At 34.8% G+C, this 13,609-nt stretch carries 19 protein-coding genes, 1 tRNA gene and 1 pseudogene; 10 read left to right on the forward strand and 11 right to left on the reverse strand.

Annotation, left to right across the window (positions count from 1 at the left end):
- The first annotated feature begins 11 nt into the window (after positions 1–11).
- Positions 12–554 carry an adenine phosphoribosyltransferase gene (locus tag SOI85_RS05580; protein ID WP_320663435.1) on the forward strand — a complete coding sequence of 181 codons (543 nt, stop codon included), beginning with the start codon at positions 12–14 and terminating at the stop codon, positions 552–554.
- A 532-nt stretch (positions 555–1,086) separates the two neighbouring features.
- Here the strand turns inward: SOI85_RS05580 and SOI85_RS05585 are convergent.
- The 3 genes and pseudogenes from SOI85_RS05585 to SOI85_RS05595 all read right to left on the reverse strand — a co-directional run bounded on the left by SOI85_RS05585 (position 1,087) and on the right by SOI85_RS05595 (position 2,161).
- Positions 1,087–1,158: transfer RNA gene (locus SOI85_RS05585), tRNA-Asn, on the reverse strand.
- A gap of 232 nt (positions 1,159–1,390) precedes the next feature.
- Positions 1,391–1,894, reverse strand: a pseudogene (locus tag SOI85_RS05590) (ABC transporter ATP-binding protein); the annotation flags it as partial.
- Positions 1,895–2,161: a hypothetical protein gene (locus SOI85_RS05595; protein ID WP_320663437.1), complete on the reverse strand. Its 267-nt coding sequence runs from the start codon at positions 2,159–2,161 to the stop codon at positions 1,895–1,897. It abuts the pseudogene before it with no gap.
- 79 nt (positions 2,162–2,240) lie between these two features.
- Between SOI85_RS05595 and cysK the strand changes: the two genes are divergently transcribed.
- Complete coding sequence (gene cysK / locus SOI85_RS05600; RefSeq protein ID WP_320663438.1) at positions 2,241–3,209, forward strand: cysteine synthase A; 969 nt, start codon at positions 2,241–2,243, stop codon at positions 3,207–3,209.
- A gap of 19 nt (positions 3,210–3,228) precedes the next feature.
- Complete coding sequence (locus SOI85_RS05605; RefSeq protein ID WP_320663439.1) at positions 3,229–3,927, forward strand: J domain-containing protein; 699 nt, start codon at positions 3,229–3,231, stop codon at positions 3,925–3,927.
- Positions 3,928–3,929: 2 nt separating this feature from the next.
- Here SOI85_RS05605 and SOI85_RS05610 read toward each other — a convergent pair whose 3' ends face one another.
- Positions 3,930–4,184, reverse strand: coding sequence for an NAD(P)H-quinone oxidoreductase subunit O (locus SOI85_RS05610; protein ID WP_320663440.1), 255 nt, complete (start codon positions 4,182–4,184; stop codon positions 3,930–3,932).
- Positions 4,185–4,295: 111 nt separating this feature from the next.
- On the opposite strand from SOI85_RS05610, the gene SOI85_RS05615 reads away from it, so the two are divergent.
- The gene (locus tag SOI85_RS05615; RefSeq protein WP_320663441.1) at positions 4,296–5,225 is read left to right on the forward strand and encodes a TIGR01777 family oxidoreductase; all 930 of its coding nucleotides are present in this window, start codon (positions 4,296–4,298) and stop codon (positions 5,223–5,225) included.
- Between the two features lie 15 nt (positions 5,226–5,240).
- On the opposite strand, the gene SOI85_RS05620 is transcribed toward SOI85_RS05615, so the two are convergent.
- Together SOI85_RS05620 and SOI85_RS05625 are read right to left on the reverse strand one after the other, a co-directional pair.
- Entirely contained in the window at positions 5,241–5,660 is a 420-nt protein-coding gene (locus SOI85_RS05620) for a hypothetical protein (protein ID WP_320663442.1), read from the reverse strand.
- 51 nt (positions 5,661–5,711) lie between these two features.
- On the reverse strand, positions 5,712–6,104 hold the full coding sequence (locus tag SOI85_RS05625) for an iron-sulfur cluster assembly accessory protein (protein ID WP_320663443.1): 393 nt from the start codon (positions 6,102–6,104) through the stop codon (positions 5,712–5,714).
- Positions 6,105–6,218: 114 nt separating this feature from the next.
- On the opposite strand from SOI85_RS05625, the gene zds reads away from it, so the two are divergent.
- Both zds and SOI85_RS05635 read left to right on the forward strand, forming a co-directional pair.
- A complete protein-coding gene (gene zds, locus SOI85_RS05630; RefSeq protein WP_320665130.1) occupies positions 6,219–7,682 on the forward strand; it encodes a 9,9'-di-cis-zeta-carotene desaturase in 1,464 nt (487 codons plus the stop codon).
- A 1-nt stretch (position 7,683) separates the two neighbouring features.
- Positions 7,684–8,142: an SRPBCC family protein gene (locus SOI85_RS05635; RefSeq protein ID WP_320663444.1), complete on the forward strand. Its 459-nt coding sequence runs from the start codon at positions 7,684–7,686 to the stop codon at positions 8,140–8,142.
- 25 nt (positions 8,143–8,167) lie between these two features.
- On the opposite strand, the gene SOI85_RS05640 is transcribed toward SOI85_RS05635, so the two are convergent.
- From SOI85_RS05640 to SOI85_RS05650, 3 genes are all read right to left on the reverse strand, one after another.
- Positions 8,168–8,959: a uroporphyrinogen-III synthase gene (locus tag SOI85_RS05640; protein WP_320663445.1), complete on the reverse strand. Its 792-nt coding sequence runs from the start codon at positions 8,957–8,959 to the stop codon at positions 8,168–8,170.
- A gap of 63 nt (positions 8,960–9,022) precedes the next feature.
- Entirely contained in the window at positions 9,023–9,421 is a 399-nt protein-coding gene (gene rbfA / locus SOI85_RS05645) for a 30S ribosome-binding factor RbfA (protein ID WP_320663446.1), read from the reverse strand.
- A 9-nt stretch (positions 9,422–9,430) separates the two neighbouring features.
- Positions 9,431–9,631 carry a DUF751 family protein gene (locus SOI85_RS05650; RefSeq protein ID WP_320663447.1) on the reverse strand — a complete coding sequence of 67 codons (201 nt, stop codon included), beginning with the start codon at positions 9,629–9,631 and terminating at the stop codon, positions 9,431–9,433.
- A gap of 59 nt (positions 9,632–9,690) precedes the next feature.
- Here SOI85_RS05650 and SOI85_RS05655 point away from each other — a divergent pair, with 59 nt between their 5' ends.
- Positions 9,691–10,407 carry a glutathione S-transferase family protein gene (locus SOI85_RS05655; protein ID WP_320663448.1) on the forward strand — a complete coding sequence of 239 codons (717 nt, stop codon included), beginning with the start codon at positions 9,691–9,693 and terminating at the stop codon, positions 10,405–10,407.
- Here the strand turns inward: SOI85_RS05655 and SOI85_RS05660 are convergent.
- Positions 10,328–11,074: a DUF6816 family protein gene (locus tag SOI85_RS05660; protein ID WP_320663449.1), complete on the reverse strand. Its 747-nt coding sequence runs from the start codon at positions 11,072–11,074 to the stop codon at positions 10,328–10,330. The two genes, SOI85_RS05655 and SOI85_RS05660, sit on opposite strands and share 80 nt — an antisense overlap.
- A gap of 40 nt (positions 11,075–11,114) precedes the next feature.
- Here SOI85_RS05660 and SOI85_RS05665 point away from each other — a divergent pair, with 40 nt between their 5' ends.
- Positions 11,115–11,378: a chlororespiratory reduction protein 7 gene (locus tag SOI85_RS05665; RefSeq protein ID WP_320663450.1), complete on the forward strand. Its 264-nt coding sequence runs from the start codon at positions 11,115–11,117 to the stop codon at positions 11,376–11,378.
- On the opposite strand, the gene SOI85_RS05670 is transcribed toward SOI85_RS05665, so the two are convergent.
- Positions 11,335–11,922 carry a shikimate kinase gene (locus SOI85_RS05670; protein WP_320663451.1) on the reverse strand — a complete coding sequence of 196 codons (588 nt, stop codon included), beginning with the start codon at positions 11,920–11,922 and terminating at the stop codon, positions 11,335–11,337. The two genes, SOI85_RS05665 and SOI85_RS05670, sit on opposite strands and share 44 nt — an antisense overlap.
- A gap of 64 nt (positions 11,923–11,986) precedes the next feature.
- Here SOI85_RS05670 and SOI85_RS05675 point away from each other — a divergent pair, with 64 nt between their 5' ends.
- A complete protein-coding gene (locus SOI85_RS05675; protein WP_320663452.1) occupies positions 11,987–12,907 on the forward strand; it encodes a 6-carboxytetrahydropterin synthase in 921 nt (306 codons plus the stop codon).
- A 5-nt stretch (positions 12,908–12,912) separates the two neighbouring features.
- The gene (locus SOI85_RS05680) at positions 12,913–13,596 is read left to right on the forward strand and encodes a RibD family protein (RefSeq protein ID WP_320663453.1); all 684 of its coding nucleotides are present in this window, start codon (positions 12,913–12,915) and stop codon (positions 13,594–13,596) included.
- The last annotated feature ends 13 nt before the right edge of the window (positions 13,597–13,609 follow it).

A 13,609-nucleotide genomic window follows, 5' to 3' on the forward strand; every position in this document is an offset into this window, starting at 1 on the left:
CAAAATAGATAATGAATACTGATATATCTACTTCAACTAACAATCAAGAAATAAAAAAGTTAATCAAAAATTATCCTGATTTTCCTAAAAAAGGAATTATTTATAAGGACATTTTGCCAGTTTTAATGAATCCTGAAGCATTCAAAAGCTTAATTGAGAGAATGGCTAGCACAAATATTTGCAAAGAGTCTGATGCAATTATTGGTATTGATGCAAGAGGTTTTTTATTTGCTTCTGGAATAGCATTAAAACTAGATAAGCCTATAATTGTAGCAAGAAAACCTGGTAAACTTCCTGGACAATTATACACAAAGGCTTATAAGCTTGAATATGGGAAAAGCTCATTATCAATCCAAAAAGATGCATTAATAAACTTCAAAAGACTTGCAATTATTGATGATTTACTTGCGACAGGAGGGACTGTAGAAAGTGTATCTGACATTTTATCTTCTGAGAAAAAACAGATTACTGGTTTATGTGTTGTGATTGAATTATCACATCTTAAAGGGCGAGAAAAATTACCTTTTAAAGTATCTTCTCAAATAAAATATTAATTTTAATCATAAAATTTATGGAATTTCTTAAGATAAATTAAATCGAAAAATTATTGATAAGTTTTTCTAAAAGTAAATAGTTAGAAATCAACTATCGTGAATCTGCACTTTTGCTTTTTTTTGTCTCTTTTTAAAATTAGAGCGATCATAAGCACAAATATTGCCATTTCTGGTTGCAGTTAGCTGAGCCTTATGAAGGCGATCAGCTTTGTTTTGTCTTTCACGAATGAGCGATAGGTTGTTCATGACATTAAAGTCAAATGGCAATCCCGTTCCCTATTGCCATGTAATGCATCCCAACCACTGAAGGGAAGGAACGAACGTGACTAAATTGTAGCGGTTGCTACCAAAATTTATCGTGAGTAAGAACACCTGTTTTTATTATCGCGAAATTTTTAGCAGAAAATTAAAAGTGATGATCTGTCCAAAATCAAGAAGATATGAAAAATCCTTATTGAATAAAATCTTATTTATAAAAATAAACACTAGAAAAATTCAAGAATCTACTGAATCTTAGTAACAGAAATAAAAACTCCCCGGGCGGGATTCGAACCTGCGACCAATCGATTAACAGTCGACCGCTCTACCGCTGAGCTACCGAGGAATAAACAAAGTGAACTTAACCTTAATTACTAGCCTATTGCAAGTGGATTCAATTGATCAAAAAGATCTTGACCTGATGACCATGGACCAATTCGCCCCTCTTCCATTATGGCCGCTTGAAAGCAATGCAAAAGCTCATCTAGTCGATGTGTTATCCATAAAGCAGTAATGGGGTCTTCAGAGCGCCTACAAAGCCTTGAAACGATTTCCAAAACAGATCGTTGACTTATTGGATCTAATAAAGCAGTTGGCTCATCAAGAAGAAGCAAGTTCGACTCACTAACTAGAGCACCTGCTAAAGCAAGTCGCTGTTTTTGTCCGCCGCTAAGTGTATGAATAGGACGAGTTTCCATTCCACTCATACCCACACAATCAAGAGCTTCATTTATTTTTAAACTTATTTGTTTTTCGGTTAATCCTCGAGGGATATTCAACAATAAATCACTTTGGCATGTTGGCAAAAGCAAATGATGGTCTGGATTTTGGAACATCAAAAAAGGTTTTAGTTTACAAATAAACTCGCCGCTATTCTGCTTTAGCATCCCATTTAACAATCTGAACAAAGTACTCTTTCCACTGCCATTCTTCCCAACGATCATCCATAATCCAGGCTTAGAAATAGAAAAGCTACATTCATTAAGAACTTGTTTTCCGTCTGGCCAGCTAAAAGAAATCTTGTCCAAATAGATATTGGAAGAATTAATTAAAGTGGTTGTTGGAATCTTTTTGACAGTCACTCATTCATCCTCGAAAGAAAATCCAGGCCTCTTAGTTCCAGCAACTAAAGCAGTTTTTTCATAAATTTGTACTGCCATAATTTCACTGCATAAAACAGCAATCTTTTTTTCTTCAACTTGATCACAAGTCAATTCCAACAAAGATGGCTGCCCCTTTGCCATAGACTCTCGAACGTGGTTATAAAGAGATTGAGCATTTTTTAGCTCTTTACGTTGAACCGACATTGGGAATGGGCTCAACTTGAGTGTCAATTCAATAATGTACACAGTTTCTTTTGCATAATTACTCCATTCTTACAACTCTATTTCCTTAGACAGCTATACGGTCAACTTCTCAAAATCATCGATGCCTATTGCTCCTGACATAACTGCTCTAGTTGGGCAGACTCCTTTGGTTCGAATGAATCGTTTGCCAAAAAAATATTCCTGCCATGCCGAGTTACTTGCGAAATTAGAAAGTTTTAACCCAACTGCATCTGTAAAAGATCGCATTGCTGGAGCAATGGTTCAATCTGCTGAAGAAGATGGCATTATTCAACCAGGGGAAACTGTATTAATAGAACCCACTAGTGGAAATACAGGAATAGCTCTGGCAATGGTTGCTGCAGCTAAAGGCTATCGATTAATTTTGACTATGCCGGATACCATGAGTACAGAGAGAAGGTCAATCCTGAGAGCGTATGGCGCAGAGCTACAACTAACTCCTGGCAATGAAGGAATTCAAGGTGCCATTAAATTAGCTACTGAATTAGTTAGTACTATTCCCAAAGCGTATCTTCTTCAACAATTTGACAATCAGTCCAACCCAGACATACATGAAAAAACTACTGCTCAAGAAATATGGAGTGATTGCGAAGGGAAATTAGATGGTCTTATATGTGGAGTTGGAACTGGAGGAACGATTACTGGTTGTGCAAGAGTTTTAAAACAAAGAATTCCTGAAATTCAAATCTATGCAGTTGAACCGGCACAAAGTCCGGTCCTTTCAGGAGGCAAAGCCGGTGCTCATAATATTCAAGGAATTGGGGCTGGATTTGTGCCTAATGTTCTTGATACTAACTTAATAAATGAAGTTATTAAAATTGAAGACTCCGAAGCCATGGAAGTTGGAAGACTCCTTGCTAGAGAAGAAGGTCTTTTAAGTGGAATAAGTAGTGGAGCAGCTGTAGCTGCCGCCTTAAAAATTGGATCAAGGCCTGAAATGATTCATAAAAGAATAGTGGTTGTCTTACCTAGCTTTGGAGAGAGATATCTTTCAACAGCGATGTTTAATTCAATTTCATCGATGCAGGCTCGCAAAGATGGATATCTCTAGTATTTAATTTATTCAAAATATGCAAATAGATCCTTACAAAGTTCTCGGAGTAAATGAAGACTCAAGCTTTTCAGAGATCAAATTAGCTTATAGGCTATTAGTTAAAAAACACCATCCAGATGCGGGCGGGAATGAAACAAGAATTATAGAGCTCAATGCAGCTTGGGAAATTTTAAGAAGCTCTGAAAGAAGAGATGCTTTTAATGTTAATTATAAAAACAAAAATTCTTTATTTAAGAAAAGAAAAGCAAGAGAAGAAAGAAATATTCAAGCAAGTGATTTTGTTAAGTCAGTACATCAAAAAGTAGCTGATGAAGAAAGCGAGGTAATGCTATGGATACAAAATATATTTAAGCCTATAGATCAAATAATCGGTCAAATAATCAATTCATTTCCAAAGAAAATAAAAGAGCTTTCAGCAGATCCATATGATGATGTATTAATGGAATCTTTCTGTGAATACTTAAGTAAAAGTCAAAATAAAATAAAAAAAGTTTTAAATATATATCAAACCAAATCTACTCCTAAGCCTGCTAAAGAATTAGCTCTAAGTCTTTACCATTGCTTCTCACAAGTAGAAGACGCTTTAAATGAACTAGAGCTTTATACAAATGGTTATGTTGATAATTACCTGCATGATGGCAATGAAATGATTCGAAAAGCCAAAAAACAAAGACTAGTTCTTAAAGAAAATCTAAAAGTGATTCTAGGTTCTTAAGTTTATTCTGAACTCACCCATTCTTCTAATTGATCACTTCTTAGCCATACATCTGGAACTGGCCTCCGCCATCTAACTTGGCAATATTCATTTTTAACTAAAAGTAATTCTCCTGGTCCTTCAAATATATATTCAGGTAAAGAGGTATCACTGGCCAAAGCTTCCAAACTATTTTCATAAGCTTGGCGATTAACTTTTATCAAATCCCCTTTACGAAATTTTTTTTGAATTTTTGGAGAAACTTCAGGCTCAGTCATCAAAATACTATCTATGTGTCTAAGATTAGATCATTTTTTTCATTTCATAGTGGTTCACAAAGCAAAGAAAAATTATCTAGCCTTAAATTGAGGTAATTTCTAACTTATTTCATGCGCCTTCTTCTTGTTGGCTGCTCGGGTTTTATCGGTCGTGAATTAATTCCTCATTTATTAAAATCAGGTTATCTTCTCACGGTCATAAGCCGCAAAGCACCTAAAAAATACCCCAAAAGCATTGACACAACAAAATTAAATCATCTCCAACTTGATCCAGCTGAGCTTATAAATTGGGAACAAGACAAACTGCTATGCGCTCTTAAAGAAGCTAACGGAGTAATTAATTTAGCTGGGGAACCAATTGCCAATAAACGCTGGACAGAAGAGCAATGTAAAAAAATAGAACAAAGTCGACTGATAACAACAAAAGGTTTGGTTAATGCAATGTCCCAAATAAACAAACCTCCTGAGATTCTTATAAATGCTTCAGCTATAGGGTTTTATGGAACTAGTCAAAATAAAATTTTTACAGAAAAAAGTTCTCAGGGAGATGATTTTCTTGCAAGCCTTTGCTCAAAATGGGAACAAATCTCTAGAGGATGTCCACAACAAACAAGACTAGTTCTAATTCGTATTGGAATAGTTCTTGGAAGAGATGGGGGCGCGCTAGGAAAAATGCTTCCTATTTTTCGAGCAGGCTTCGGTGGACCTATAGGGAATGGCAATCAATGGATGAGCTGGATACATAGAAAAGATTTATGTCAAATTATAGAAAAATCTCTAAGAAATAAAAAATGGGAAGGAGTAATTAATGCTGTATCCCCAAACCCTGCACAAATGTCACTCTTCTCGCAAACTTTGGGAGAAGTTTTAGGTAGACCATCATTACTACCATTACCAGCTCCATTATTAAAACTGCTTTTAGGAGATGGCGCAAAAGTTGTTTTAGAAGGTCAAAAAGTAATCCCTGAAAGACTTATGAAAATGAATTTTGAATATAAATACCCTGAACTTAAGCAAGCTTTGGAAAATCTGACTGAATGACAATCAATGATGTAATTAACAAGAAAGCCACTTTTTAATTTTTATTAAAGCATCCCAATCAGGTTTCCTAGTTAAGCCATCTTCAATTGAAATTTTTAATTCTTTTTCCAATTCAGGCATTACCAATAAAGCTCTTTTAACTAATTCAATATGATCTCTAACACCCTTTGACTGAGTTTCAAGAAGGGCCAAGCTTAAATTAATTCTTGCTTGAGGATCTTGTGCGTTTAATTTAACGGCAATACGTGCTGACCTCAAACCATTTTCGTGTTGATTGCACAATAACTGAAGCCAAGATAAACAAGTCCAACCTGCAGAATTATTTGGGAAGGTATTTACTATCTCCTCAAAATCATTTATTAATTCTTTAGCTTCAACCCCATCTTTATAACGATTCATAGCTTTTTCAAAAAGACTTTCTTCAGAGAGTTGCATAAGAAAAATAAAGTTTTAGTTGATTTTTAATTGAGTTTCTATGTCATGCATTTATACAGAAAAAGAACTACCACATCCACAAGTTTGACTTGCATTAGGATTTGTAAAATTAAACCCTCCTCCAATTAATGCTGTACTAAAATCCAATTGCATTCCGTAAATATATAAGAGGCTTTTAGGATCACAAATCACCCTGAATTTCCCACCACCTGGAGAAGAATAATGATATATTTCATCCTTTTCTTCAATCTCAGATGATGTTACAAAATCCATCGTGTAACTCATCCCACTACATCCTCCAGATCTAACGCCAACTCTTAAAAGTTTATTTTCTCCTTGCTCTTTGCATAAACGAGCTAATTGTTCCATTGCCGGACCAGTGATAAGAATCCCCTTACCATCCTTAGCTGAATGAGTAGCAACAGAGTTCTCAGGACTAGACATAGTCATTTTGCTTTAGCATAAAAATACTCTATGAAATAAATCTAGATTTTGTAGTAAACAAAATTCTATCTCTTAATTTTATAGAGTTATTAGATGAGTTGTTTCACGAAACCATTGAAGATTGCAATAGTAGGTTCTGGTCTAGCAGGTCTCACTGCAGCAGTAGATCTAGTTGATGCTGGACATCAGGTTGATCTTTATGAATCAAAACCCTTTGTGGGAGGGAAAGTAGGGAGCTGGGAAGATTCAGAAGGAAACCATATTGAAATGGGCTTGCATGTCTTCTTTTTCAATTATGCAAATCTTTTTGCACTCATGCACAAAGTTGGTGCCATTGAAAACCTACTTCCAAAGGATCACACACATTTATTTGTTAATACTGGGGGAGATGTCAGATCTCTAGACTTTAGATTTGCACTTGGGGCTCCTTTTAACGGCCTAAAAGCGTTTTTCACAACGCCTCAGCTCAACTGGGTAGATAAGATTCGAAACGCTCTCGCATTAGGTACAAGCCCAATAGTAAGAGGTCTGGTTGATTATGAAGGTGCAATGAAAACAATTAGGGAACTAGATTCTATAAGCTTTGAAAAATGGTTTCTCAGTCATGGTGGCAGTAAAAATAGTATTGAAAAAATGTGGAACCCCATTGCCTATGCATTGGGTTTTATAGATTGCGAAGCAATATCAGCTCGATGCATGCTTACCATATTTATGATGTTTGCTTCTAAAACAGAAGCTTCAAAATTAAACCTTCTAAAAGGCTCTCCTCATAAGTGGCTTACTAAACCAATATTAAAATATATAGAATCAAAAGGAGGCAAACTTCATCTAAATCATAGTGTTAAAAAAATTCTTTTTGAAAAGAATACGAATCACACAGAAATTACTGGTTTAACTCTAAATACAAGTGAAGGCTCTGTAGTTATCAAAGCCGATAAATATTTGGCTGCATGTGATGTTCCAGGTATTAAAAGATTAATCCCAAGTGAATGGAAGTGTTACCCTGAGTTTGCCTCAATCTATAAATTAGATGCCGTTCCAGTTGCTACTGTTCAACTTCGATACGATGGCTGGGTAACTGAACTTAAAGATAAATCAGCACAGCAAAATCTTCAAACTCCTTCTGGATTAAACAATTTGTTATATACAGCAGATGCAGATTTCAGTTGTTTTGCAGATTTAGCTTTAGCTAGTCCAGAAGATTATTTCAAGAAAGGCATGGGTTCTTTACTCCAATGTGTTCTGACTCCAGGTGATCCATGGATAACTGAAGATGTGGCTAAGATTATTCAACATACTGACTCTCAAGTTAGAAAACTTTTTCCTTCTTCAAAAGAATTAAAGTTAATCTGGAGTAACGTAGTCAAAGTTTCACATTCACTATATAGAGAGTCACCAGGTATGGATATATTTAGACCTTCACAAAAAACACCAATAAATAATTTTTTTCTGGCTGGTAGTTATACACAACAAGATTATATTGACTCGATGGAAGGTGCAACAATGAGTGGACATCTAGCAGCCTCAGCAATACTTAATAGAGAAATAAAATTACAAAAAAATTCTCAGGTGTCCTAAAATGGGTAAATGGCTTGAACATACAGTAACTAGTAATATTAATGCTCCTGTTACAGAAGTATGGAAAGTATGGAGTGATCTTGACTCAATGCCTCTTTGGATGACTTGGATTGAATCAGTTAAAACAGTTGATCAAGAAACTAATACGCTTCCTGACCTAACCGAATGGACACTAGCTGCTAATGGGTTTCGTTTTAAATGGCAAGCGCAAATAAGTGAGCGAATAGAAGCACAAAAATTAAAATGGGAATCAGTAGGTGGACTTCCAACAAAAGGTTGTGTTCGATTCTACGAGGAAGGAGAAAAAACAATTGTTAGATTAACTATCTCGTATGAGCTACCAAAAATATTGGCAAGAATAATGGAAGAAAATATTTTAGGGAAGATGGTTACAAATGAACTGCAAATAAATCTAGATAGATTTAAAAGTTTGGTCGAGCAAAGAGTAAATAACACATGAATTAGTAGACTTAATTATTTAACATTTAGAAAATCTTTATGCAAGCTTTGATCAAGCCATTCATATCATGTGGAATTGCTTCTATATCTACTCTTTTAAAATATTTTTGACAACTTTTGGTTGTTTGAGGTCCAATTGATAGAAGTTTTATTTCTCCTAACTTGAATTCTAATTCTTCACCAAAATATCTTTTTAATAATGTATAACAATGAGAAACAATTTTACTACTTGTAAAAGTAATTGCATCTATTTTATTTTCATTGAAAGCATCAATAGTTATTTGAGGAATAGTCTTTGGACAACTAGTTTCATAAGCAGCGACTTCAACGACATGGGAACCAGAAGAAGCAAAAGCTTCTGCCAACACAGTCCTACCTCCGCTTTGAACTCTTGGAATAAGCATTTTCAATCCAGCACCAGATACAGGGAAGTGAGTTATCAAGCTATCGGCATTAAAATCTGGTGGAACAAAATCAATTGCAATATCTAATTGCTTTAAAAAATCAGAAGTTTTACGACCTACAGCTGCAATTTTTAAATGTTTTTTTTTATCTTTAAGAGACATATTCTTAAGAGCTAGTCTTTGTTCAACTGCATTTACTCCATTAACACTAGAAAAAATTATCCAATGAAAAGTATCAAGTTCATCAAGTGCTCCATCTAAATGTCCAAATTCATCAGGGGGTCCAATAATAAGAGCAGGGAGTTCAAAAACATTAGCGCCAAAGCTTTCAAAAAGTTTTTTAGAAGAGCCTAATTGATTTGCAGATCTAGTAAGAAGAATTGATCTTCCTGATAAAGGTAAATAATTTGCCATACTTTATATTATATAAAGCATAGGTTTTGTAGAGCAAGATATATTTATTTAAAAAATCGTTTGCTATAAATCTTGATTTAATTCACTAGAAGAATCATCTTTATTCTTACGTTTTCTCTGTAATTCATCTAAAAGACCTAAAACAGAAGTACCTTTTTCAATTCCTTTATCTAACTTAAAAACTATCTCAGGAGCCCTTCTCATCTTTAGCCTTCTGGCTAATTCTCCTTTTAGAAAACCTGATGAATTCTCTAATCCTGCAAAAACATCCTCTTTTAAGCTATCAGCCCCAAAAAGACTTACAAATATTCTACAATGCTGCAAATCATTAGAGACTTGTACTCCTGTAATAGTGACAATACTTGTTGCAATCTTTGGATCAATTAAACCCTGCATTATTAGCTGACTGACTTCTTTTCTAATGAGCGAAGAAAACTTTTCAACACGTCTTGAATTGGCCATTTTTTAATCTTAGTAAATGGGAAAAATCATTGCTCTTAAAAGAAAAATAAGTGTAATCATTCCACTAATCAATGCTCCAATTAATGCAATGGCTGTAATTGGATTACTACTTCTCCTAATTAAAGGCTCTAGAGCAGCAGTAAATACTCCAAGAATAATTGTTATTAAATATTTAGGATAACGCGAAACATTAGAAAAAAACTCTCCCATTTTGATCTGCACCTCTTAACTTTAATAGCTACTCTTCCTATTCCATAAGGAAGATCTCGATGCTGGAACTCAATCAATTTCGCCATTCACCATTCTGCCTTAAGGTCAGAATGGTTTTAGAGGCAAAGAATCTCAGTTACAGATTAGTTGAGATCACTCCAGGGATAGGGCAAGTATCAATCTTTAGGTTATCTGGTCAAAGGCAATTACCTCTTTTAATTGATGGAAGCGATGTAATACATGATTCCAGTGCAATAATTCGACATCTTAACGAAATAAGTCCTGAACCAAATCTTATTCCGAAGGACTCAAATCAAGCATCCATAGCATTCCTAATTGAAGATTGGGCAGATACAACGATGGCTAAAGGTTGCAAAAAGGCACTGATTAAAGCTGCAGCAAATGATTCTCAACTACGCATGGCTTTACTGCCAGAAGAAGTTCCTTCGTCCTATCGCAAAATTATTGGAGAGTTACCAAATAGTATTTTGAATAAATTTTCAGAATTTGCGACTACCGATATCAATTCAGAACTACTTGCAAGTCTGGAGCAATTAACAAATTTAATTAAATCAAAAAAGTGGATTGTAGGGAATAAAATTAGCTTTGCAGATATAGCTGTTGCCGCACAATTATCTCTTTTAAAATTTCCAAAGTCTGCGGGCAAAGAATTAGCTGGCAAAGGTTGTCCAGAGTTCATGGACCATCCAAAATTAACTGATCTTTTTGATTGGCGAGATCAACTAGAGACTTCTTTGATGGAAGTTGCTCAGTAGCAGATATAAACAATAATTTAAAATGGTTAGAATTAATGGATTTTAATTTTAAAGACTCTCCAGGAGCTTTATAGGTTCCCTGCCATTGCTCTCCACAAATAGAAGAACTATTAATATTTTCAAGCAAAATTCCTTGATCCCTACATTTTGAATATCGGCCTAAAGTTTCAACTTGATTAATCCTAGAAATCGATAAGGAGTGAAAAATCTGTAATGCAAGTTCATCAGAAATAAACAAACCATTTGAAAGGGATGATTGACTTCTTCCAATGACTTTTGTTTCTAAGGATTCATCGTCTTGAAATAAAGCTAACTGCCTATTAGGGGAATCTGGATCATCTATAACGTCAATTAAAGTACTGCCAAAGATTTCTTGACCTAAAGATTTAGTATTAAAGGCCCTATCTGCAACCACTTTGCCATTTGAATCATGCCTAAATTTTGCCTTATGAATTACAAATTTTTTTTTAGGATCACTTAAATCAAAGTTAATGATTTGCCAATCTCCTAAAAAATACTCAGGATAAATCAAATCTTCATCATCTTGCGGCCTCCTGAATGGCCCTGGCAGAGCCCACAAAGGCCAGGACAATTGCCTTTCAGCCAAGTCGTCATCAAACGAGTTATATAACCCTATGTCCCCGCATAATGCCTGATCAGGGATCAAAATAAGAATACAAAAAAAAATTACGAGTTTTTTTACCACGATGTCAGATCCTTTAATCAGAGAGATTGATAATTTTGTAGTCCTGGAACCAGGCAAAAATGAACAATTTTTAAATACAGAAGAAACATTGATATGGATATCAAATTGGTTAAAAAACCTTGATGAATTACCTGAAGACTTAAAACCAAAAAATTCTATAGAAAATGCTGCAAAGCATCTATTAGATACTGCATGTGATTTAGAAGTTAAACCAGGTTTTACTATTCAATGGTTCGCTGTCCGTCTTGATTCTCCGAATAATTAAGTATAGATATTAGATTCTTGGCAATCAAGTTGGACAGTTCTTTTGGAGACTCCTCTTGTACAGAAATATGTAAATCAGCCTCATTATATTGAGGTATTCTATCTTGATTCAATTTCTCAAAAGCACGAGAGGTATCATCATTTGCAATCAAAGGGCGTTTTTCTAATTCATTCTTTTTCTTCAACCTTTCCAATAAGCGCTTAGGGCCTGGATCAAGCCACACTACAATTCCTTGATGCAAGATCCCCCAATTCTCTGAACGAGTAACGATGCCTCCACCAGTTGCAATAACTAGAGAATATAATTTGCCAATTTCTTTAAGAACTTGAGTTTCAATTTCTCGAAAAGCACATTCTCCATCTTCTTCGAAAATTTGAGTAATAGATTTCTTTACAGCTTTCTCTATAACTAAATCTGTATCAACAAACCTATATCCAAGTTTCTGGGCTATATGGGGACCAGTTTCTGACTTGCCAGAACCCATCATCCCAATCAAATAAAGATTGCGACCTCCCAAAATTTGTTTTAATGAAGTGGAGCTCACATGATTCCTCTCAAAAACAGAACAAAAAATGAGCTTATTAACATGGCATTCAATCTGAGAATGCATGACTGATACAACATCTAAAAAACCTCATGGTGAAGGTCGCAACTGTGTCATAACTCGTCGTGCTTGTTTTAGTGCAAGCCATCGATATTGGCTACCTGAATTTTCCGATAAAGAAAACTCAGAGATTTTTGGACCTTGTTCGATAGCGCCAGGTCATGGACACAATTACGAATTAATCGTATCCATGGAGGGCGCACTAGATCAATTCGGCATGGTTCTTAATCTATCGGATGTTAAACATGCCATCAAAAATGAAGTCACAAAACAACTTGACTTTCGATTTCTAAATCACGTGTGGCCTGAATTCGATATTTCCAAACCTGAAGGTTGTCTTCCCACCACAGAGTCACTAGTTCGAATAATCTGGAAAAGGTTGAAACCACATTTACCAATCATTTCCCTCCGTCTATATGAAAACCCTGCTCTTTGGGCTGATTATTTAGGAAATTCCATGGATGCTTTTTTAACTGTTCGCACTCACTTCGCTGCTGCACATCGATTAGCAAGGGAAGACCTTCCTCAAGAAGAAAATGAAAAGATCTTTGGTAAATGTGCTCGACCAAACGGTCACGGTCACAATTATTTGGTGGATATAACCGTTCGAGGAGAAATTCATCCTAGGACTGGAATGATTTGTGATTTATCAGCTCTGCAAAAAATTATTGAGGATTTAATTGTCGAACCATTTGATCACACTTTTTTAAATAAAGATATCCCTCATTTCGCTATCACTGTTCCTACCGCTGAGAACATAGCACTTCATATATCTGATAAATTAAAAGCACCAATTAATCAACTTGGAGCAAGTTTACATAAAGTCAAGCTTCAAGAAAGTCCTAATAACGCAGCTGAAGTTTATGCAGAATCTCCTATTTTAGAAAATGTAACGAGAACTCTTGAAACTTCAATTAGTAATTAAGTTAATTGAAAAAAATTATTGCTAGAGTTGTATTGGCTACAAGTATCGATGGTAAAATAGCCTTACCAAATGGTGCAAAAATTGATATTGGAGATGAAGGAGATAGAAAAGTTTTAGAGAATTCATTAGCATGGGCTGATGCCACTTTGATGGGAGGAGAAACACTTAGAGCGCATAAAAGTACATGTCTAATCCATAGAAAAGAACTAATAGATAAACGCAAATCTGAAGGAAGATCTGAGCAACCTATATGTATAGTTGTTAGCAATAAAAAAAATTATTCATTAGATTGGCATTTTTTTAAACAGCCAATTGAAAGGTGGCTCATTAGATCAAAAGTAAATTTTGAAACTAGTAATAATTATTGTAAAGGTTATAGTAGAACAATAGAATTTGAATCTAATTGGTCAAAGACACTAGAGGAAATTTACACTTTTAATATCAGAAAGTTAGTAGTGCTAGGGGGTTCAAAGATAGTTGGCTCTATGCTTTTAGAAGATCAAATAAGTGAATTGCAAATCACTTTAACTCCAAAGCTTATAGGTGGAAGTTTTTCTTGGATACCAAGTAGTTTAAATAATCTTTCTATGGACTTACAAAAAAAGAATTCATGGATTCTGAAAGAAGCTAAAAAGCTTGAAGACAATGAATTATTATTACACTACCATAGGAATTATGATAATTTTTAATTCTACTAAATTT

It is taken from the genome of Prochlorococcus sp. MIT 1223 (assembly GCF_034092465.1).
GTDB lineage: Bacteria > Cyanobacteriota > Cyanobacteriia > PCC-6307 > Cyanobiaceae > AG-402-N21.